The sequence below is a fragment of the Streptomyces sp. NPDC058576 genome, assembly GCF_042718715.1.
GTDB lineage: Bacteria > Actinomycetota > Actinomycetes > Streptomycetales > Streptomycetaceae > Streptomyces.
On the sequence record NZ_JBHXPF010000002.1, the window covers coordinates 96,954 to 116,217 of the forward strand.

The following is a 19,264-nucleotide window of genomic DNA, read 5'->3' on the forward strand; positions in this document are numbered from 1 at the left end:
ATGCGCCCGTAATCAGGGCGTCTTGTGCCGGCCTCGGAGCGGGCGGCGGTGACGGCCTCGCCGGCGGTGTCTGGCCGGGCCCAGACACCGACGTGCGGCCAGGAGGACGGTGAGGGCGAAGGCCGCGCCGGCGGCGGGGAGCGCGGCGCTGGCGAGCGGCTGCTCGGCGAGACGTCCGGCGAGGGCGGTACCGGCGGACTGCCCGGCGCCGATCGAGAGGATCAGCCACGCGTACGCCTCGGTGGTACGGCCCTTGGGGGCGAGGGCGTCGGTGGCGAGGTAGGCGCAGGCGACCACGATGGTCAGGAACGCACCGGGAAGGGCGACCGCGGCGGTGGCCGCGTACGGGGCCGGGAGAGCAAGGAGCGGGAGCCACCCGCCCAGGAACGCGGCGGTGGCGACGATCAGCCGTCTGGTGGCGGTGCCCGACCAGGTACGGCGTCCATAGATGAGGCCGCCGACGAAGCTGCCGGTGGAGAACGCGGCGGGGATGATGCCCGCGAGCATGTCCTGCTCGTAGTGCTCGGCCACCGAGACCGACCACACGTTCATCGCGCCGATCGCGAAGCCGATGCCCGTCAGCGAGACGAACAGCAGTGTCACGCCGGGGGTGGCCAGCCGCCGTACTGGGGCAGCGTCCTGGTCCTCGAACTGTTCGGGGCGCCAGCGCCGTGATGGCGGTGACAGGGCGACCGCGGCGGTGCCGACGAGGCCGAGGGCCGCGGTGACGGCGAGTGCGACGGCGGGGTTGTACGCGGAGGCGAGCGCGGCGACGAGTAGGGGTCCGACGATGTACAGCAGGCCCTGCGTGCCGGTGTCGAGCGCGAGTGCGGCGTGCCGCAGCCGGGGGTCGGGCAGCACGCTTGGCCACAGTGCACGCAGCCCGGCCTCCAGCGGCGGTGCGGCGAGCCCGCCGACGACGACGAGGGCCGTGGCCAGGCCGGGTCCGCCGTACGGCCCGGCCAGAGGCAGGGCCACCAGGAGGGTTGAGTTGAGCAGGGCGGCCGGGAGGTGCACCGCGCTCTGGCCGTGGCGGTCCATGAGGCGTCCCTTGACCGGCTGGGCGAGGGCGGAGGCCAGCCCGTACAGGGCGCTGAGCAGTCCGCCGAAGGCGATGCTGCTTCCGTTCGCGGTGGCCCACAGGAGGATGGCGACGGGGGCCATACCGTTGGGGAGCCGGCCGGTGAGGGTGCCGCCGAGGAGGCGGGTGACGTACGGGCTGCCCAGCACCGCGCCGTACGTGATGCGCGGTGCCGGGGCGGGGGGTGCGATCAGGGACAACGGGTGCTTTCTGGGGTCTCAGCGGTGGCGGGCGGGCCTACCGGCGAGGGGCGGCGGCGCGGGTGGCGAGGTGTCCACTGCGGGTCGCGGGCGTACGCGCAGGACGGGGGTGCGGTGCGGGGGCAGGACGGCGACGGTCGCGCCGAGGTCCTCGGCCGCCTCTTGGACTTCGTGGGTGAGGAACTCGATCTGGCGGCCCAGAGCGGAGAGCCGGGCGGCGATTTGCTGCCCTTGGACGGTCTCCAGAGCGCTGGCGAACTGGCCGCTTGTCTCAACGAGTTCCTGCAGCCGGACCATGGGACCGGCGGCGTAACCACCTTGGACGGCACCGAGGAGAGCGTTCGACGCGTCACCGGCAGCGCGGCCTTCGACGACATCGCGGATGAGATCCTGCAGGGATATCTCCGGTGCTGGTAGCGGGCGGTTGAACCGGGAGAGATTCCGTCGCAGTACGCCGGGCGGAACGGGAGAGGGAAGGTCCTTCCCCGCCTCGTACTCGTGTTCGTAGTGCCCGATCACCTGCCAGCCGGGTGCCCCCGGGTCGCCGCGCAGCGCGACGACAATGGACTCGTCGTCTTCGACCAGGTAGGCGAGGGTGATCGGCTGCCCGTCGGCTGCGTACCAGGACTCGGTCAGCTCCAGCGCACCACGCCGCTGCGCCGCCACGGCCATCTCGGTCCACCTCTGCCGTTCCTCGTCGGTCAGCGGACTCTTCTGGTGCTGACCGCCGTCACGTTGGTCGGCCAGGTTGCTCGCGATATAGCCGTGGTCCGCCCAGGCGGTGAGGTGAGGCCACAGGGACGCGTGCTGAGCGCGCTCGTCCGCGGAGCCGGAGTCAGCCGGTCGTTCGAGGATCCAGCGGATATTGGCGGTGGAGGCGTGCAGGACGTCCAAGACGGCCTGCCACCCCGCCAGATGTTGGGCCGGTGGCAGTTCGTCGAGCACGAGGCGGGCGACGTCGAGGAGCGCCTCGGCGTGCGGGGCGAGATGGGTGCGGTACGCCTCCACCGCAGCCTTGTCGCGGTATGCCCGTGCGGCCTCCGCGGCACCAGGGTGGACGGTACGGCCATGGCGATCACGCGTCCTGTCGAGCGCGACGTCGGTCTCACAGTCGATCACCGACATGCGAAGCCGGAAGTTGCTGGCGGCGTTGGAGAGTTCGGCGGCGCTCGGCCGGGGGCCGCCGGGGGCCGGGCTGCTGGCCGGTGTCATCGGGACCGCCCACTGCTCGAAGCCGTGAGGTGGACGGTCGGTGCGTAGGCGGGCTTCGGCGGGACCGGCCGGGCTGCTGGCGCGGAGGTCGTGGGAGGGGTGGCACGACGCTGAGTCGTTGCGGCGGCGGCGGCCTGGGCGAGACGGGTGCGGCGCTCCGCGAGTCCGTTCGGCCGGGTCGGGCGGGGCGGTCTGGCGGAGCGGGCCGGGTCGAGGCGGATGTCGGCCAGCACGGTGAAGCCCTGGCGGCGAAGATCGTGCACAGCTTGTCGAACGCGGCGGGGACCGTCGCGCTCGGGCTCGCTGAGCCGGTACAGCCCTGGTTCACCGGGGACGGGCTCGAACGTTTCGCGCTCCAGGTACCAGTGGGCGAGGTGTGCGGGCATGGTGGCGGTATAGGAGGCGACGAGGCCGTGTTCCTCGTGGTCGCCGAAGGTGAAATGGGTGCCGGGTTGCAAGGGGGCGGGATTCTCCTCACGTTGTCGGAGTGGAGCGATCAGCGGCTGCGGCCAGGGCAGTGGCCAGCGGCAAGGGATCGGATCGGCGCGGAGACGGGGAGGGCCGGGCGGCGGTGGGGTGCGCTCACTCGGGCCTGGCGCAGGAAGGTCTCGCCCCCGACGAGCCAGGTCTCAATGGCCGGCCACGCCCGTGCACGGCGCTCCTGCGGCGCCACGAAACCTCCGAGGGCCACCTCAACGCCCAGGTCCTCGGCCGCGATCACGGCGTCGGCCAGTCGGGACAGCGTCTCGGCATCGGCGGGCCACGGGCTGCTGGCGGGACGGCACCGGTCGATCAGTGCCGGGGCATGGTCGAGGGTGGTGAAGAAGCTACGCCAGGAGTTGTCGAGGAATTCCTCGGACGCGGCGCCGAGCGCGGCAGCGCTGAGAGGGGTGGCGTCGCTGAATCGGCCGGAGGCCACCACGGTCTGCCAGGCACCGTAATCGGCGCGGATACTTTCGAGAGCAGCGGCGATGACCGCCGTGCGGCGCGCGTGGACGGCCTGCTCGTAGGCGGGCAGGAACCGGTCGGCGACGGCTCGGGCCGCCCGTCCGGAGAACGGCGGCACGACGATGCTGCGCGGCGCGTGCGGATCGGCGTAGCCCTCTTCGAGCCCTTCCGGGGCGAACGCGCCTACCACGTAGCCCGGGTCATGGCCGGGGCGTTCGACAAACAACAGCGTGGTGCCGTGCTCCGCGTCGCGGAGCGTGGCGGCGTAGGGGATCCGTTCGCTCTGGATGGCGCGGCCGAGTTCGCCGCTGTCCCAAATCCAGGGCACCAGGTCCTCCTGCCAGGATGGGTGGGAGTAGATCTGGACGGAGGTGCGCCACCGACCGGGAAGTTGGCTCGCGAGGTCACGGGCGGCGTCGCCGATGAACCGGCGGCCACTCGGGTGCACGGCGACGCGATGCCGCTTCGCGCACGCCACCAGGTCGGCCACTATGGTCTCGGTGCCGTCCACAGGCAGGTGGTAGACGCCGTCGTCGTCGCGACGGAAGCCGGTCTCCGCGAGGGCGGTGCGCGCCCGCTTGTGTTGCTCCCCTTGGGCGATGGCCACGATCCCGGACTCCCGGGCGTGCGCCAGGATGATCTGCGCCTCAGCCATGGCTCATTTCCTCGGTATGCTCCGCATTTCGTGTCGGCGTCATGCCGCGGTGATCGGAGCGGTTCGGGGCAGGCGTGTTGTCCTCCTTCTGGTCGGTGGAATCCATAAATCATCGCGACATAGGCCGGTTTTCCTAACCGGCGAATCCCGGCTATGTTGCGCCGCCGTGATGGCAACGCGGCCGACGTCAACCACCCTTCGCGCGTAACACGCGATGGCCGCGATCTCCGCCGCCATTCACCCCGCCAATGCCGAGCGGGCCGACACTGCCGGAAGGCGGTCAATAGGCACCGGCCTTGTCGGAGCGAATCGGGGACGCTCTGATAGGGGCAGAGACCAGCGGCGTCGGGTGGGGGAGCGGACATTGGTGCTACAGGAAGCGCGTGGTGGACACCGGTCACCGGCGCCGGGCTGGAATTGCGCTGACAGCACGAGAGGCGCGGACGCGTGGGCGAGCCGTTGACGGGCGCTGCCCGACTCGGGCTGTGCTGTCCAGCCGACGGGAGGCTTTGCGTAGACGCTCTCCTGCTTCCGCGTATTTCTCGGCGGCTACGGTGCGGGCCAGCGCGGGGTCGTTCACCAGGTGCGGGTGGGTGTGGAGCATCAGCTCTTTTCGGAAACCCGAAGTCACATGTGCCAGTGCGGACGTCAGGTGCCTTTGTGCGCTGGCGATCTGCTCCGCAGCTTCGGCGACGCCGGCGAGCACCGTACGCTCGGCCGGCCCAACCTTGTCCGGCTCGGCGAAACTCTCCCGCATGCGCTCCGCGATGTGGTTGAGGTGGTAATTCAGCATGCCGATATCGTCGAGAAGATCGGGTACGGACACCTCGGCGGCAACGGCGGGGAACTCCGCGACGAGCGCATCGATCTGCCTGGCCAGCCCGGCGCAGGCGGAGGCGGTGAAGGCTGCGGCCATCACGCGGCTGCTCCTGCGCCGGTACGCAGGACTGCACGCAAGTGGCGGCCGTACTGCCAGGCGTGTTCTCGCGCCGCAGCCTCCAGTTCGTCGTACGAGGCGCTCTTCGTGAGCTGCCCGGCGTGCTTGCGGTAGCGGTAGACGGATACCGGCAGCAGGACCCCGGGGGCGAGGGTGGTGATGCCGAGTGCCGCGCAGTAGTCCTCGCCTTGAACGAGACCGCCCATGGGAGCGGCGCGGACCAGGTCGGTGCGGGCGAGGATGGTGGTGGGGCCGATCGGAATCGTGTCGGAGGGCTTCAGCCAGTACGTCCAGACGTCCCCGGCCGCGTGGTGTCCGGGCGGCGTCGAGCAGCGCCAGAGCGTTGTCGAGCCGTCCGGGTGAAAGTCCTCGCTCCACCCCGCACACCACCCCGCATCGGTCGTCCGGAGGACGTTGAGCCGTGTGGACATGGCGTGGTCGGGGAAGGTGTCGTCGTCATCTGCCCAGTTCACGTACGGCGTCCGGACCAGGTTGAGGGCGAGGTTGCGGGCACAGGCGGCACCCACGGCCCGGGGCAGGGCAAGGGTGCGGACGCGGGGGTCCTGCGCGAGCGGGGCCGGGAGTCGGTCGGGTGAGGCGCCGTCGAGCGCGATCACGGCCTCCCACGGCACCGACTGCCGGGAGAGGCTGGCGTGCATGGCGGTCAGGTAGTCGAGCCGGTCATCGCGTAGTTGGCTGGCGATGACGACGGTGATCAGGGGGGCGGTGTGCAGGGGACTTCTCCAGATTGAGCCTGGGGCTGAGCGGGCGTTCGGCGGCCGTCACGGGGTGAGCCGTGTGGCCAGGCTGACCGCGAGCGGATCAGCGGTTGTTGGGCCGGCGCGCTGTTACGGAAGGAGGGCTGGGCGGGAGGCGGGGTTCTGTGGTGCTGGAGGTAGCCGGTGCCACGGGGCGGTAGAGGTGATCCGCGCTGCGGTGAAGTTGGCACGCCGCGTGGTGAAGACGTCGCCGGGCGCTGTTGAACAGGCTGTCGAGGGTGGCGTGTGCTGACCGGATGGTGTCCGCGCGGACGGCAGGGTGGTAGCGGCTGGGGCGGTCCTGGAGGATCGCGACCTGGACCATGGCCTCTGCGAGCTCGGCGAGCGCCTTTCCAACGGTGCCCGCCGCGTGAGCCTCCATGATCACTCTTCGGTGTGTTCTGGCCGGCGGGCCGCCATGGGTTCGTGGTGCCCGGCTCTGCACAGCCACCGTGTTGGCGAAGGAGGAGAGCAGAAACCCCAGGCGGCGAATTTGATCTTCGACGTCCTCGGCGAGTCCGATGCCGTACCCGGTGGCCGTGGAGATCGGAATCTCGGCTGCCGCTCCGTACAGCTCGTCGGCGATGCTGAGCAGCGCGGCAGTGTCGTCCAGGGATGAGTGCATCGTGCCCGCGGAGGCTTTCAGGACCTGCGGGTCGGGGTCCGGCCGGCGGGGGAGGAAGCTGTCTGCCGGGCGAGCGCCGTCGTGGGCAGCCCGGCCTCCAGCTTGCCGGGGCCGGTGGTGACCGGGTCGGTGCGGGCCCGGCTGGGGTTGGCGGGCGGTTTTGGCAGGTCCTCCACCTGCTGGAGGACCTGCAGCAGGGCCTGCTCGTAGCGGGGGAGGAGGCGACGGGCGACGGTTGCGGCTGCGCGTACGGGGTCGGTGGGCACGGCGATGCCGGACGGTTCCTCGACGCCGTCGAAGTGGTGGGGCCCGATCCCCGCCCAGTCCGGTTCGAGTGGGGCGACGACAACCTCGTGGGGATACCGGGGCCGGTCGGTGACGTACAGCGTCTGATCTTCGGGACCGCGGAGGACGGCGCCGTGTCCGAGGACGTACGTGCTGGCGATGTACTCGACGTGTCCGGAGTCCCAGAGACGGTTGGTGGTGGGGAACTGGTCCTCGTAGAGGGCGTAGTGCTGGTAGGTGCTGGTCCAGCCGCCGGGCAGGCGCGCGGCCATACCGGAGGCGAGGGCTTCGAGAGTGGTGTGCGGCAAAGGAGGGGCTTCCGGTCTGCGGAATGGTTCGTGAGGGCGATGGCCCCGGGGGAGCCTCAGTGCGTCTGTCGTGATGTTCGGGACGGGAAGGGCGGGACGGGAAGGGCGGGCTGGGATTGAGTAGTGGTGGCGCGCTGGTACGCGGCCAACGCCGACTTGAGGTGGGTGATGGCGTCGGCGCGGCGTGCAGCCAGGATGTCGATCTGGGTACCCGAGGTCTGCAGGATGCCCAGGGGGTTCGCCGCGGCGGCCCCGGCTGCGACACGGGTCAGGTCGGCGGCGGCCCAGGTGCAGCGGTCGACTAGCTCGCTCTGCACGCTGTCGAGATGCCGTGCGGCACGCACCACGAGTTCTGCGAGTTCGTTCTCTGCGCTGCCGGGCGAGTGGAGGGTCCGAAGCGCATTCGGTTGCTTCTGGAGGGCTTTGACAACGAGCTGGTGTCCATGGGCAGTTGGAGGTATGGGTTGCTTTGGCTGTTCGTTCACGTCTTCGTTCCGGGTCAGCGTGTGTGCCGTGGCGGTGCCGTCGGGAGGGCGCGAGGAGGAAGGGACGGCGTACGGCTCGGGGAGAGCGGGGGACGAGGACCCGGCGCGAGCGAGGTCAGCGTCCGTATCCGCGCCTCGGCGGTCTGCAGGTCCTCTCCGAGGCTGCGTACCTCGGCGGCGGCGCCGGCGAGGTCGTGGGACAGGTCGAACCCGTCGTCCTGTTCCGCTTCCTTCGCCTTGTCCGCCGCAGCTTCGAGGGAATCGGCCAGTCGTGCCAGCACCCCGTCATCCGGGTCCAAGATCTGGCGCAGCAGAACGGCGGCCTGTACGTGGGACGTGCTTCCGTTGATCTGGTCGGTGAGTTCCAGAAGGGCGTCACTGCATGCCGTGGACACGGTGGTGGTGCTGGTGTTCCTTCCGGCTGTGGTGTCGGTGTCGTGCACGCTGCCGTACGTGATGTGGGTCAGACGAGTGCCACCGTCGAGGGCGGTGTCGGTTGCGGCTTCCGTGGATTCGAGGTCCGCGATGGGTTCGGTGGCGTCGGCGAGGTCCCGGGCCTGCAGGGTGAAGCTGACCGTGGCGTCCTGGGTGATCTCGAAGGTGTGAAGCTCCGGGCTGGGAAGCAGCCCGAGCTGGGCGAGCCGATGTTCGATCGCCGCGATCAGCGGCTCGGCACTGTCGCCGCGACGGGCCTCGGGCCGCTGGGGGGCGCTGGGATCGTCGGAGCGAGAAGAGTCGTAGACGATCTCGAACACCGACTGGTCGAGGGAATGTTCCCGGGTCGCGATCCATCCCTCCGGGTCTCCCGGTGGACGGTCGGATGCGGGCTCCTGATGCGGGCCGATGATCAGGTAGCTGGCATCGGGGAGCGGAACGCGCACGATGTAGGCGCTGAGGCCGAACTCGATGTCGCACGTCAATCCGCGTGCCCGCAATGGCGTGGTGATGTGGGCGTGCCGGCGCCAGAGCTCCTGCCACCACGAAGTGTTCACGTTGCGGTGGTCTGGAAGCGGCGCGAGCGAAACCGCCTGGTGAGCGGGTGGTGTGTTCTCCTCGTCAGCGGCCACGACTTCTCCTGCGGGAGGCCGGAGATCGGCTCGGCGGAGGAATCCGGCTGGCGGGGTCGGCGTCCGGCGTCGGAACGGGACTGAAGTCGAGTTCGTACTCGTCGTAGGTCGGAATCAGTTCGCGTTCCAGCTGGGCTTCGCGGTCCGCGACTTGCTCCATGAGGTCGTCATGCTCAGCCTGACACTGCTGGTACTCGGCCCAGTCGGCGTCGCTGAAGTGAGGTGGGCGTTTCAGAGGATTCCTTGGGGGATGTGGGTGGATCGGGTTTCGGGCTCGGCGCGGCTAGTGGGGTCGACCGCCTGGCCTGGGGGGCGGAGGCGTCGGCGGACTTTCCTGCCGGGTGAGTTGTGCGAGGAAGCGTTGGAAGCCGAGGTGGGCGCCGAGTTCCTCGGCTGCGTCCCGAAGAACTTCCGAAGTACGTCGCAGGTAGGCACGGCCTGTGGCGTGGTCGTGCACCATGTTGTTCGAGAGATACTGCCGGTCGTCCGGGTTGGTGGACCGGAGCAGTGACAGGGCGTACTTCGCGGTCTCTGCGAAGTACGGGGGAGCGTGGCTCGACTCGGTCGTCGCCCAGGCGAGCTTCTTGAGGACGGTGCTGCCGTCGCGGGTGGTGTGGTGGGGGCTCCGGGCGAATTCGGTGGTGAGCCGGAGGACGTCGCAGGAGAGGTCTTGTGCGTCGTTGGCGTGCTGGAGGAGCACGGTGTACGACGGTGCGGCCGGTACGTGGCCGTCCTCGTCCAGTAGCTTCCACTGGTGGGCGGCGTTGTGTGCTTTGTCCTTCATCACGTTGAGCGCGCCGATAAGGTGGAGCGCGTCGTCGGGCGGTATCAGTTCGCGTTCGAAGTCGGGCTTCACGGGCCTCTTTCTCCTCAGTGCATACGGGCGTCGGTGTCGAAGAGCGTCAGCTCGTAGCTGTGCAGGAGGTGCTGCACGATGAAGCTCCGACCTGCGACTTTCCACAGGCCCCTGCCGCGGTTGAGGTGTGCGATGGCGTTCATCTCAACCGAGGTGAGGCCGAGCAGGGAGGCTGCGGCGTGGAGCTGGTCGGTCTCCTGGCGGTAGATGATCCGGGTGGAGCAGTCCGCAAGAAGGCCCTCGGCCAGGGCCCGGCCCTGTGATCCGGCGTCGCCGGCGGTGAGCAGGTCGCTGAGCCGATGGATCACCATGAGGTTGGCGATGCCGAGGCCGCGGCTCAGCTTCCATTGGGCCTGCATGCGCTGCAGCAGACCGACGTGTCGCATCAGCCTCCACGCCTCGTCGTAGACGATCCATCGCCGTCCGCCGGTCGGGTCGGAGAGGGCGGACTCCATCCAGGCTGAGGCACAGGTCATCGCGAGGACGAGTGCGGTGTCGTCGCCGGAGCCGCCGAGCCGGGAGAGATCGATGGTGAGCATCGGCGCGGTCGGGTCGAAGGCGACGGTGGAGGGACTGTCGAACATTCCGGCGAGATCGCCATGGACGAGGCGTCGCATGGCGTGGGCGAGGTCGCGGGCGGCGTCGCCGAGTTGGCCCGACATCATGCCGGCCGCCTCGTGGAGCGCGGCTGGGTCGTTGAGGGTGGCGGCGACGTCTCCGAGGAGCGGGGTGCGGTGTGTGTCGGCGGCGCGGGTGACGACGGCGTCCAGCGCGACGTCCAGAGCGGTGTGCTCCATGGGCATCAGGTCCCGGCCCAGGACGGTCCGGGCCAGGGAGCCGAGGAGGAGGAGCCTGCGCTTGCGGATCTCCCCGACCCAGTCGGCCTCGGAGACGCTCTGTGGACGTGGGGCCGCGTCCAGGGGGTTCAGGCGACCCGGCAACCCCGGACCGAGTGCGACGGACCGGCCTCCGAGCGATTCCGCAACAGGGGTCCATTCGCCCTTGGGATCGCAGGGCACATAGATGCGGACCCCGAAGGCCACCGAACGCAGCGCGATCGACTTGGCGAGTGCGCTCTTGCCCTGGCCGATGACCCCGGCCAGCAACACGTTCGGGTTGGTGAAGCCCTCGACGCGGCCGTACAGCTCGAACGGGTCGAAGACGAAGCTGGCCTCGGCGTGCATGTCGCGGCCGATGTAGATGCCCTCGGCGCCGAGGCCGCCCTCGGCGAGGAAGGGATAGGCACCTGCCGCGACCGCGGTGGTCATGCGGTGGGCGGGCAGCTTCAGCCGGTTGTTTCGGGCGGAGGCAGGACCGGGGCGTCCGCCGGGTGGATAGAGAGCTGGAGGCATCTCGTGCTCGGTGGACGTGGTGTCGCTCTGGTGGGCGCCGGCTTCCGCACGTGCTTTGGCGGTGGCTTCGGCAAGCTGCTGGCGGGCCACCTTGCGGCTGGCGCGGTCGGCACCGTGGGGGGTGAACAGCGGGCTGGCGGATCCTCGGCGGGCACGGCGGCCGGGCCGGTGGCTCATCGGAGGCCCTCGCTTCTGCGGACGGTGCTCATCGCACGCAGGCCGTGGTGTGTGGACGGAGGTTGGTGGGGGTGGTCTTGCGGCGGACGACGTGCCCGGCGGCGAGGTGGCGCTGGCAGATCGTCAGTACGGGTGGCCCCTCCGGAAGCTGCTCCGGGTGGCAGACGCTCGCCTCCGCTTCTGCCACGGTGGTGCTGGGCAGCAGGTGGAAGGCAGCGTGGACTTCGCTGGTGGCCTGCCAGAGGCGGGTGTGTGCGGTGGCGAGGTGACGCCCGGCGGCGGGGTGAGGTGGCCGGGTGTTGTCAGCGAGCCGGTCCAGGAGGTGGAGCAGAGCTGCGAGGTGGGCGTGCAGCACGTCGAGGTTCGGGCGGTCCGCCGGTTTGCGCGGCTTCGTCTCCGACGGTGTCAGTGCTCGCGTGTGGTGACGTACTCCGGCGGTCGCCGCGCGGAGGTAGGGGTGCGCATCGTCGTGCGCGGAAGGCGTGTGGATCAAGGGGGCCTTTCGGGTGGGCCGGTTCAGGCGGCGAGACCGTACTTCTTCTGTGCCTCGGTGCGGGCAAGAGGCAGGGCGGCGAGGGTGAAGGCGCTGGGTTGCTGGTAGTTGAGCCTTCGCAGGTCGACTCCGGCTGTGATGGCGGCGGTCTCGATCTGGGCGCAGGCGGCGTCGAGGAGGGCGTCGGTTTCGGCCGTGACGGTGACCAGGCCGGTCAGGGCCACGTCCGCGTGTCCGGCGATGAGCTGGCGTTCGCGAGTCTTTACGTCGGCGTACTCGACCGAGTCCTCTTCGGAGTCGACCTGTCCGCGGCGGGCGCGTTCGTTGGCGTCGGCGATGATCGCCGATTTCTTCCGCTGGACGTCGCGCAGCGCGGACTCCAGCCCTTGTGGCACGTATATGAGGGAGAGGCTGCGGCGCACGCCGGGGGTGAACATGATTCCGTGGAGGAATCCGGCTCCCATCTCGGTCCGTGGCCAGTTCTCCACCCAGTACGTCGTGTGCTGTGCGCTGTCAGTGGTGAGGCGGTCGTACTCCTCGAACTGGACGACAGGACCGGCTGCTGCGGGGTCCGCTTCGGCACGTCCGGTTTCGGACCACTGCTGGAGGGCGGCGAGTGCCTTCGGGTCGTAGGCGGTGCGGATGACGGCGGCGATCTCCCGCGAGGTGAGCCACCCGGTCACCTGGAGACCGGCGTTGCGGGCGGCCTGGGCGATGCTGGACGTGGTCTGTTCCATGACGGTGAAGGCTGCTGGCAGCCCTCCGCCGGCCTGGGAGATCAGGCGCCGGGCTGCCTTGAGGTCGAGGGAGATGGCGAGGTAGACCTCGTGGGGGGCTGCGGCGGGACCGGCCGAGGCGACCAGCTCGGAGTAGATCTGCCCGGCGACAGGGGCCTGGGGCTGTCCGTGCTGGGCCCAGTGACGGGCCAGGGTGTCGCCGCTGTCCGGCACGGTGCGCTCCAGCACTTGCACGGTGGCGATGTGCCCGGTGCGGGCGATCCCCGCCAGCGCACGCCCCCAGCTGGACACGTTGTGATTCTGGGTCGCGGGGTCGAGGAGTGCGAATGCCCGGCTGGTGACACGGGCGATGGCGGTCAGCGTCTGCTGGTGCGGGTCGTGCACGGCCGAGGCGCCGTTGGCGGAATCGCCGGGGGTGACCACCTTCAGCGAGGCGGTGGTGCCCGGGAGATGGAGGACACCGTCCTGCCGCGGCCGGGTGAGGGGCCGGGCGAGCCAGAGCGTCTGGCCGGTACGGCGGCGGTGCGCGTAGCGGATGATGATCGGGGCCCAGTCGATGAGGGACCGGCCGTGGCGGCGGATCACGACGAGTGCCCCGGATGCCGCCCACAGTGGGGCCAGGGCGATGGCGCCGAGCAGCCCGGTGGAGATGACCGTCATCAGCAGCAAGGCCAGCGAGCACGACACGAGGACGAGTTGAGGGAGAGAGAGGCCGAGGAGGATGCCGCGGCGGGACCGGTGCGGAAACTTCACCGTGATCGGCGCGACGGAGAGATCAGTCAAGGGGCGGGTCCTGGAGGCGCGGGTGGAACCCGGGGGCAGGGTGCGGCGTGCACGTCCCGCCCCCGGGAGTCGGGCAGAGGATCAGAGGCCGGTCGGGGGCGGCGGCGTGGCCGGCCCGCTGGACGTGGCGTTCTGTGAGCCGGAGGACGACGGTGCGCCCTGGGGCGGCGGGGTCGTGCTCGGCGGGGTGGACTGCCATCCGCCGCCCTGGTCGGATGCGGCGTTCGCGCCGGATCCGCCGGGCCCTTGGCTGCCGCCCACCTGGCCACTGGTGTCGTCGGACACGCTGGTCGGCGCGGGCTGGACCGCCTTCTCCAGGGCATCGCCACCGGGCGAGAGGCCCGTTCCGCCGGATTGTGAACCTTCCTTCTCGCCTCCGCCTCCACCGCTCGGGTTGGCGGCGACGTCGCCGGGGAATCCACCCCCGCCGGCGTCGGGGCCCTGCGGGGCGGCACTGGCACCGGCCGCGGCACCACCGGTTCCGGCGGTGGCCGCCGCCGAGGCGGCCTTGCGTCCGGCCTTCTCTGCGTGCGCCTTTGCGATCTGCGCACCAGCGCCTCCGGCACGGTGGATGGACTCGCCGTCGGTCCCGTCGGCGGCCCAGTGGACGAACTTGAAGACGGCGTAGGGGCACAGCAGCACCAGGACCATGATCACGATGCCGGACATGACGTCGGCTAGGGCGGCGATGCCGTCGTCTGCCTCGGTCTTGCCCATGGCGGCGATACCGAGAACGAAGATCACCGTCATCAGAAGTTTCGACACGACGAGGGTTGCGGTGGCTTCGATCCAGCCCTTGCGCCAGCGACGGGCGACCTCCCAGCCGCCTCCGGCCGATGCGAAGATCGCCAAGGTGACCATGACGAGGATGCCGACCTTGCGGACCATCATCACGCACCAGTACATGAAGGCTCCGGTGGCGGCGCCGAGGCCGACGACGACCGGGATCAGCCAGCCCAGGCTGGTCAGGGCCGCGATCTGGTTCACCCTCACGACACGTCGCACCGCGCTCTCGATGCTCAGGTTCGCGGTCTTGAACAGGCCGGCGCTGATGGCGTCGACGACTTCAACCGCGACCGTGGTGAAGGCGATGGCGCAGAAGGCGAACAGGACACCGGACGCGGTGCCGGTGAATGCTTGTGTCAGGGCTTGGCCGTCGCGCCGGACGGCTGCCCTCACCAGTTGCGCGCAGAACGTGGCGACCAGCAGGACCAGACCCAGCGGCAGGAGCATCTCGTAGTTGTCGACGAACCAGGCGGCATTGAGATCCACCTTCGTGGTGCTGTCGACTGCCTCGGCGGCCAGGTCGGCTGCGGCGGCGGCGAGCTCGCCGGCCGATTTCGCCATCCAGTCGCCAATGGCCTTACCCGGGTCCGAGGCGAAGTCGACCGCGTCGCCGACGGAGCACAGCTTGTCTGCCAGGGGGAAATCACAGAAAGCCACGAGGAGTTGCCCCCTCCCTTCTTCTCTCAGGTCCGGGTCACTGCGTGACGCTCGGTGCGATGGCGGCCAGAGTGCAGTCGTGGTTCGGGCGGCACTGGACGGCGAGGGTCACGGCCCGTTCCTCGGCACCGCCCCCACCGCTCTTCCAGGCGATCTGCTGATTGCCGTTGACGGTGACGACGTAGATGTACGCCTTCGTGATCGCGGACGGGTCGTCGGCCAGCGCCTGTTTGAAGGCGGACGGGTAGTGGCCCTCGGTGACGTGGGCGGTGGCGTGCTGGTCCTGGTCGGCCATCCGCGACCACAGCACCGGATCAGGAACCTGCCCGGAGACTGAGGCCCAGTCGGCGTACGTGCTCTCGGTGGTCATCCAGGCGCGCAGGCCGGCGAGCTGCTGGTCGCGGCTGGTGGCGCGGGTGTCGTAGGACCACAGCATCTTGGCTGCGGCCGTGGCGTACGCGACCGGTTCGGCGATCTGCGGCGGGTGGGGCACCGCCCCGGATCCGGAGGAAGGCTTCGGGGCGGCCTCGGAGGGAGACGGGCTACCGGTTGAGGCCGGCGCGGCGGTTTCCGGAGCCCGGTGGCCGTTGCCGCCGCCCGTCAGCAGGGCGACGACCACGGCGATGGCGAGGAGGACGGCGACGGCCGAAGCGCCGATTGCGATGCGCTTGCTGGACGGCCAGCCCGCGCCGTACGAGGACGGCGAGAGGGAGGGGAATCGCTTTCGCATTACTGGACCTGCGACCCCAGGTTGGAGAAGAAGGCCACCACACCGTTCGCGGCCCCGAGGCCGAGAGCGGCGCCGGCGGCCACGACGGCGCCCTTCTTGCCGTTGGCCTCAGCCTGGTGACCACCGCTGTGATGACCCCAGGCCCACACGCCGAGCGAGACGGCGAGTGCGCCGACGACGGCGACGATTCCGAAAAGGTTGATGCTGTTGACGACGTTCTTCAGCACGGCGAGGCCGGGCAGTCCGCCGCCCTTGGGCGAGATTCCTGGGTCGTAGGCGAGTTGGATGACGCGGTCTGCGAGAGGGAAGGGCATGGGTGTGGCGGGGGCTCCTTGCGTACCCGGGCCAGGGGAGGGCCGGCGGGAAGGGGAATGCGGAGGGGGAAGTGCGCGCAGGGCGCGGAAGTGGCCGCGGTGGCACGCCCTGGAGTGGTGTCCGGGCGGGGCGGCGTCAGAGGACGCGGCGGGCGGCGAGGATGTCCCAGTCCTTGATCGGGGTGATCCGGACGGGCTTGGTGGTGCGGGGCGCCTCGATGACGAGGCCCTCGCCCATGTACATGCCGACGTGCTCGGGCCGGGCGGCGCTGCCGCGGGAGAAAACCAGGTCACCGGGCTGCAGTCGGGCAGGTGAGACTGTCTTGCCCTCGTTGACCTGCGTGTATGTGGTGCGGGTGAGCGTGATGTCGACCTGCGCGTATGCCTGCTGCATCAGACTGGAGCAGTCGCAGCGGCCCATGGGGTCGGGGCCGTGTGCGTTGGTGCAGGTCCCGCCCCACTGGTAGAGCGTGCCGAGCTGCTGCATCGCCCAGGAGATGGCCCGGCGAGCTTTCGGATCGGCGTCCTTGGGGATCGAGTAGCCCTTCGGGACGCTGCCAGCGGGGATGCGGCCGAACTCGGAACCGTCCTGGCCCGGCGTACAGCCGGACGACGGTTCCTCGCCCTGGTCGGCGTCCTTGCCGTCCGTGTCACCGCTGTTGGGGAAGGTCTTGGCGTTGGCGGTCTGGAGCGCGGTGGCCAGGTTCTCCCACTGTGCGTACGCGTCCGGGAAGCCGGACTTCTGTACGGCTTGGGCGGCCTGGGTGACGGTCAACTGCTGCCAGCCGCTCACCTTGAGCAGACCCTCGTAGAACCTTTCGGACGCGTAGACGGGGTCGCGGATCTGCTGTGCGCTGCCCCAGCCCTGGGAGGGGCGCTGCTGGAAGAGGCCGAGGGAGTCGCGGTCGCCGTAGTTGAGGTTGCGGAGCCGGCTCTCCTGCATCGCCGTGGCGAGCGCGATGATCTGTCCCTTGGTGGGGACGTCGAGTGAGAGGCCGGTGGCCACGATCGTCTGGGCGTGGGGGATCTGCTCGGCGGGCAGGTCCAGGCCCTCGATGTGGACGCCCTTGCCGGACGCTCCGTCGAGGATCTTGCCGACCTGCTCGGTGACCTTGTCGGCGTCGATGCCGGGCAGGCAGGTGCTGACGAGGCCGTTGCTCTGTACGGCGTCGGCGGCGGAGGCCAGCATCATGCTGGTGCCAGCGATCGGGATCGGGGCGAGAAAGACGACGCTGATGCCGGCGGCGAGCCACTTCAACCCGAGCGGTCCGCTCGCCGGTCAGCGTTTTCGGGCAGGGGTGGGTAGCGAGAGGTCATGAACGTGTCCTTGCGGGGTGCGGTGTCCGGCATGCCGCGTGCACGGGGCGTTCGGAAGGGCGCGGCGGCCGGGGTGTGCGATCAGTGGCCGGCCGGTGCGGGCGAGTTGCTGCTCGTATCGCGTGGCCGGGCCGTGAGCTAGGTGTGCCGGGGCAGGGGGTGCCTCCGTGAGAGGGGGCGGGGGAGTGGCCAGCGGCGGTGTGCGCCGGGCGGTTCAAAAACAGTAGGCCCGGATCGGCGGTTGACCAAAAAGGTTGGCGTGAGGTGCCGGAAGCCGGCACCTCAGCGGGCATTTCTTGGCCGTCGATGGATTCGCCTCTACAGTTTTTGGACTCCCCCTCTCCTTCCTCGGTCTGTGGCCCTGGGCCTCTGCATGCCCGATTCCGGCCCGCGAGGACTTCTGAGAGAGGAGGCGAGTCCCGCCGTATTCCCTCACCCGACTTGGGGTTCCTCTTTGCCTTTTTCTCTGCACCAGGGCGACGCTCTCAGCGTTCTCGCCGGCCTCCCGGACGGATGCGTCGACTCCGTCATCACCGACCCCCCGTACAACTCGGGCGGCCGGACCGCGAAGGAGCGCACTACCCGCTCCGCGAAGCAGAAGTACACCTCCGCTGACGCCAAGAACGACCTGGCCGACTTCACCGGCGAGAACATGGACCAGAGGTCTTACTCGTTCTGGCTGACGCAGATCATGACCGAATCCCACCGCCTCACGAAGACCGGCGGGGCGGCGTTGCTGTTCACCGACTGGCGCCAGCTCCCGACCACGACGGACGCGATCCAGGCGGCCGGATGGCTGTGGCGTGGAGTCCTGGCCTGGCACAAGCCGCAGGCCAGGCCCCAGCGCGGAAGGTTCACCCAAAACTGTGAGTTCATCGTGTGGGCCAGCAAGGGCCCGATCGACGGCTCCCGGAACCCGGTCTACTTGCCCGGTATGTACTCCGCGTCGCAGCCGTCGGGGTCCAAGCGCCAGCACATCACGCAGAAGCCCGTCTCCGTGATGCGCGAGCTGGTCAAGATCTCCCCGCCGGGCGGCACGGTCCTCGACTTCTGTGCCGGCTCCGGATCCACGGGCGTCGCCGCCCTGCTGGAGGGCCGGGATTTCATCGGCGTGGAGAAGACCCAGCACTACGCCTCGATCGCGGCCGACCGACTCACCGAAACGATCCGCGAGACCCTCACGCAGGATGACGTGGTCCTCACCGCCTGAGTCGCGACAGTGCTGCCCATGAGGGCGACCGGCTTCCCAGGCGGCATTCCGGTGCGGCAGATCCGTTAAATAGCCGACCGGCCCGCGCGACGCCCCTCCGTCCGCCCTTCTTCCCCCGTCTCGTAGGAGGCCGAAACCTTTCATGCCCGAATCTACAAACCCAACGGACAATGGGGAGTTGGAGCCGGTCCGCATTCCCGATCAGCAGCTGGAGGGAATCGAAGCAAGCGTGCGACGGCTCATGGAGCAGTCGGCGCAGCAGGCCCAGCAGCTCGACCACCTCGCCTCCGCCCCGGAACCCAGCGGATCGCCGTTCGCCGCGTTCGGGATGCCGGGGCTCGGTGGACCGCCGGCGGCTGCCCCGCCGGAGCCCCGTCCGATCCTGGAACTGGCGGGGGAGGAACGGGAAGACGAGGTCGATGCGCTCTCCGATTGGGTCGACGACTTCTTCCTCCCGGTCTACGGGGCGGAGGTCACCACCGCAGCACCCTGGTGCCTGCAGTGGCAGGAGCACGACGATGTCGTGGCCTGGCTCCACGCGCTGTGGCTCGCCTACCAGCAGCACCGTGAGCCTGACGCCGGGCTGTCCGCACTGTTCGTATGGCACCGGGACTTCCTCACCCACGCCGTCGCGGCGATCCGTGCACCGGGCGGCCCGCTGTCGGCCTGCATGACCTCTCCGGACCGTCCCGCGCACCGTCTCCTGCCCGGCCCGCCGCCGTCCGTGCGTACGGAGACGGTGGCCACGGCAGAAGCTGCCGGACCTGCCGGGCCGGAGGAGCCGACGTCATGAGCGCGGGACAGGGGCAGCCCGCCTTTGGCCTGAGCTTCGATCCCCGAGCCCTGACAGACCTCCTCCAGGCTCCCAGCGATATCCGCGACCTCACCCTCGCCAGCCTGCAGGAAGTCGTCCAGGCGAAGCGCTTCGGGCTGCGCCTGGACGGTGACCTGGAGGGGTTCCGGAAGCTGTTCGTGGACTCCCGCAAGGAGTGGCGTGTCATCTACGGCGTCCGCCCGGCACCGGCGCAGTCGGCACATCAGAAGGAGATCCACGTGGTCGCGATTCGGCCGCGTGCGGGCAACGACGTCTACGACGAGGTCGGCCGCCGTCTCGGGATGGCACGCAGGCCGCTGAGCGCCCGTACGCACGCGGCCCGCTCCCGCCCGCCGCAGCTGACCACGCGCGGCCCCGCGCCCCGGCCCGGCCCGCCGCCCACCGCACTGCCGGGCCTGCCCCCTCCCGCGCCCCGCCCCGCGCACCATCACACCCGCTGATCCCACGGAGCCCGCC

Annotated in this window: 21 protein-coding genes; 3 read left to right on the forward strand and 18 right to left on the reverse strand. The window is 70.0% G+C overall.

Annotation, left to right across the window (positions count from 1 at the left end; all coding sequences use genetic code 11):
* Nucleotides 1–12: 12 nt before the first annotated feature.
* From ACFWRV_RS01905 to ACFWRV_RS01990, 18 genes are all read right to left on the reverse strand, one after another.
* Nucleotides 13–1,281 (reverse strand): MFS transporter, encoded by a 1,269-nt coding sequence (locus tag ACFWRV_RS01905; protein WP_384326862.1) that lies wholly within the window; start codon nt 1,279–1,281, stop codon nt 13–15.
* A gap of 18 nt (nt 1,282–1,299) precedes the next feature.
* Nucleotides 1,300–2,493, reverse strand: coding sequence for a hypothetical protein (locus ACFWRV_RS01910; RefSeq protein WP_384326863.1), 1,194 nt, complete (start codon nt 2,491–2,493; stop codon nt 1,300–1,302).
* Entirely contained in the window at nt 2,490–2,951 is a 462-nt protein-coding gene (locus ACFWRV_RS01915) for a hypothetical protein (protein WP_384326865.1), read from the reverse strand. The genes ACFWRV_RS01910 and ACFWRV_RS01915 overlap by 4 nt, the downstream gene beginning before the upstream one ends.
* Nucleotides 2,952–2,989: 38 nt before the next feature.
* Complete coding sequence (locus ACFWRV_RS01920) at nt 2,990–4,096, reverse strand: hypothetical protein (protein ID WP_384326867.1); 1,107 nt, start codon at nt 4,094–4,096, stop codon at nt 2,990–2,992.
* Between the two features lie 397 nt (nt 4,097–4,493).
* On the reverse strand, nt 4,494–5,012 hold the full coding sequence (locus ACFWRV_RS01925) for a hypothetical protein (RefSeq protein ID WP_384327246.1): 519 nt from the start codon (nt 5,010–5,012) through the stop codon (nt 4,494–4,496).
* On the reverse strand, nt 5,012–5,752 hold the full coding sequence (locus ACFWRV_RS01930) for a glycosyltransferase family 2 protein (RefSeq protein WP_384327249.1): 741 nt from the start codon (nt 5,750–5,752) through the stop codon (nt 5,012–5,014). The genes ACFWRV_RS01925 and ACFWRV_RS01930 overlap by 1 nt, the downstream gene beginning before the upstream one ends.
* 103 nt (nt 5,753–5,855) lie before the next feature.
* A complete protein-coding gene (locus ACFWRV_RS01935) occupies nt 5,856–6,416 on the reverse strand; it encodes a hypothetical protein (RefSeq protein WP_384326868.1) in 561 nt (186 codons plus the stop codon).
* A 17-nt stretch (nt 6,417–6,433) separates the two neighbouring features.
* Nucleotides 6,434–7,009: a hypothetical protein gene (locus tag ACFWRV_RS01940; protein ID WP_384326870.1), complete on the reverse strand. Its 576-nt coding sequence runs from the start codon at nt 7,007–7,009 to the stop codon at nt 6,434–6,436.
* 56 nt (nt 7,010–7,065) lie between these two features.
* Nucleotides 7,066–7,326, reverse strand: coding sequence for a hypothetical protein (locus ACFWRV_RS01945; RefSeq protein ID WP_384326872.1), 261 nt, complete (start codon nt 7,324–7,326; stop codon nt 7,066–7,068).
* 182 nt (nt 7,327–7,508) lie between these two features.
* On the reverse strand, nt 7,509–8,561 hold the full coding sequence (locus ACFWRV_RS01950) for a hypothetical protein (RefSeq protein WP_384326874.1): 1,053 nt from the start codon (nt 8,559–8,561) through the stop codon (nt 7,509–7,511).
* Nucleotides 8,562–8,844: 283 nt separating this feature from the next.
* Complete coding sequence (locus ACFWRV_RS01955) at nt 8,845–9,417, reverse strand: hypothetical protein (protein ID WP_384326875.1); 573 nt, start codon at nt 9,415–9,417, stop codon at nt 8,845–8,847.
* 14 nt (nt 9,418–9,431) lie between these two features.
* Complete coding sequence (locus ACFWRV_RS01960; RefSeq protein ID WP_384326877.1) at nt 9,432–10,946, reverse strand: VirB4 family type IV secretion system protein; 1,515 nt, start codon at nt 10,944–10,946, stop codon at nt 9,432–9,434.
* A gap of 28 nt (nt 10,947–10,974) precedes the next feature.
* Nucleotides 10,975–11,436, reverse strand: a complete 462-nt coding sequence (locus ACFWRV_RS01965; RefSeq protein WP_384327252.1) for a DUF6238 family protein — start codon at nt 11,434–11,436, stop codon at nt 10,975–10,977.
* Between the two features lie 26 nt (nt 11,437–11,462).
* Nucleotides 11,463–12,959 (reverse strand): SCO6880 family protein, encoded by a 1,497-nt coding sequence (locus ACFWRV_RS01970; RefSeq protein ID WP_384326879.1) that lies wholly within the window; start codon nt 12,957–12,959, stop codon nt 11,463–11,465.
* 81 nt (nt 12,960–13,040) lie between these two features.
* Nucleotides 13,041–14,402 carry an ATP-binding protein gene (locus ACFWRV_RS01975; RefSeq protein WP_384326880.1) on the reverse strand — a complete coding sequence of 454 codons (1,362 nt, stop codon included), beginning with the start codon at nt 14,400–14,402 and terminating at the stop codon, nt 13,041–13,043.
* A gap of 37 nt (nt 14,403–14,439) precedes the next feature.
* On the reverse strand, nt 14,440–15,132 hold the full coding sequence (locus ACFWRV_RS01980) for a hypothetical protein (RefSeq protein ID WP_384326882.1): 693 nt from the start codon (nt 15,130–15,132) through the stop codon (nt 14,440–14,442).
* Complete coding sequence (locus tag ACFWRV_RS01985) at nt 15,132–15,446, reverse strand: DUF6112 family protein (protein ID WP_359684006.1); 315 nt, start codon at nt 15,444–15,446, stop codon at nt 15,132–15,134. Before ACFWRV_RS01985 ends, ACFWRV_RS01980 begins: the two co-directional genes overlap by 1 nt.
* A gap of 136 nt (nt 15,447–15,582) precedes the next feature.
* Nucleotides 15,583–16,704, reverse strand: coding sequence for a C40 family peptidase (locus ACFWRV_RS01990; protein ID WP_384326884.1), 1,122 nt, complete (start codon nt 16,702–16,704; stop codon nt 15,583–15,585).
* Between the two features lie 513 nt (nt 16,705–17,217).
* Here ACFWRV_RS01990 and ACFWRV_RS01995 point away from each other — a divergent pair.
* From ACFWRV_RS01995 to ACFWRV_RS02005, 3 genes are all read left to right on the forward strand, one after another.
* Nucleotides 17,218–17,973 carry a DNA-methyltransferase gene (locus ACFWRV_RS01995; protein ID WP_384326886.1) on the forward strand — a complete coding sequence of 252 codons (756 nt, stop codon included), beginning with the start codon at nt 17,218–17,220 and terminating at the stop codon, nt 17,971–17,973.
* A 241-nt stretch (nt 17,974–18,214) separates the two neighbouring features.
* Nucleotides 18,215–18,766 carry a DUF4913 domain-containing protein gene (locus ACFWRV_RS02000; RefSeq protein WP_384327255.1) on the forward strand — a complete coding sequence of 184 codons (552 nt, stop codon included), beginning with the start codon at nt 18,215–18,217 and terminating at the stop codon, nt 18,764–18,766.
* Nucleotides 18,763–19,248, forward strand: a complete 486-nt coding sequence (locus ACFWRV_RS02005; RefSeq protein ID WP_384326888.1) for a hypothetical protein — start codon at nt 18,763–18,765, stop codon at nt 19,246–19,248. The genes ACFWRV_RS02000 and ACFWRV_RS02005 overlap by 4 nt, the downstream gene beginning before the upstream one ends.
* Nucleotides 19,249–19,264: the final 16 nt, after the last annotated feature.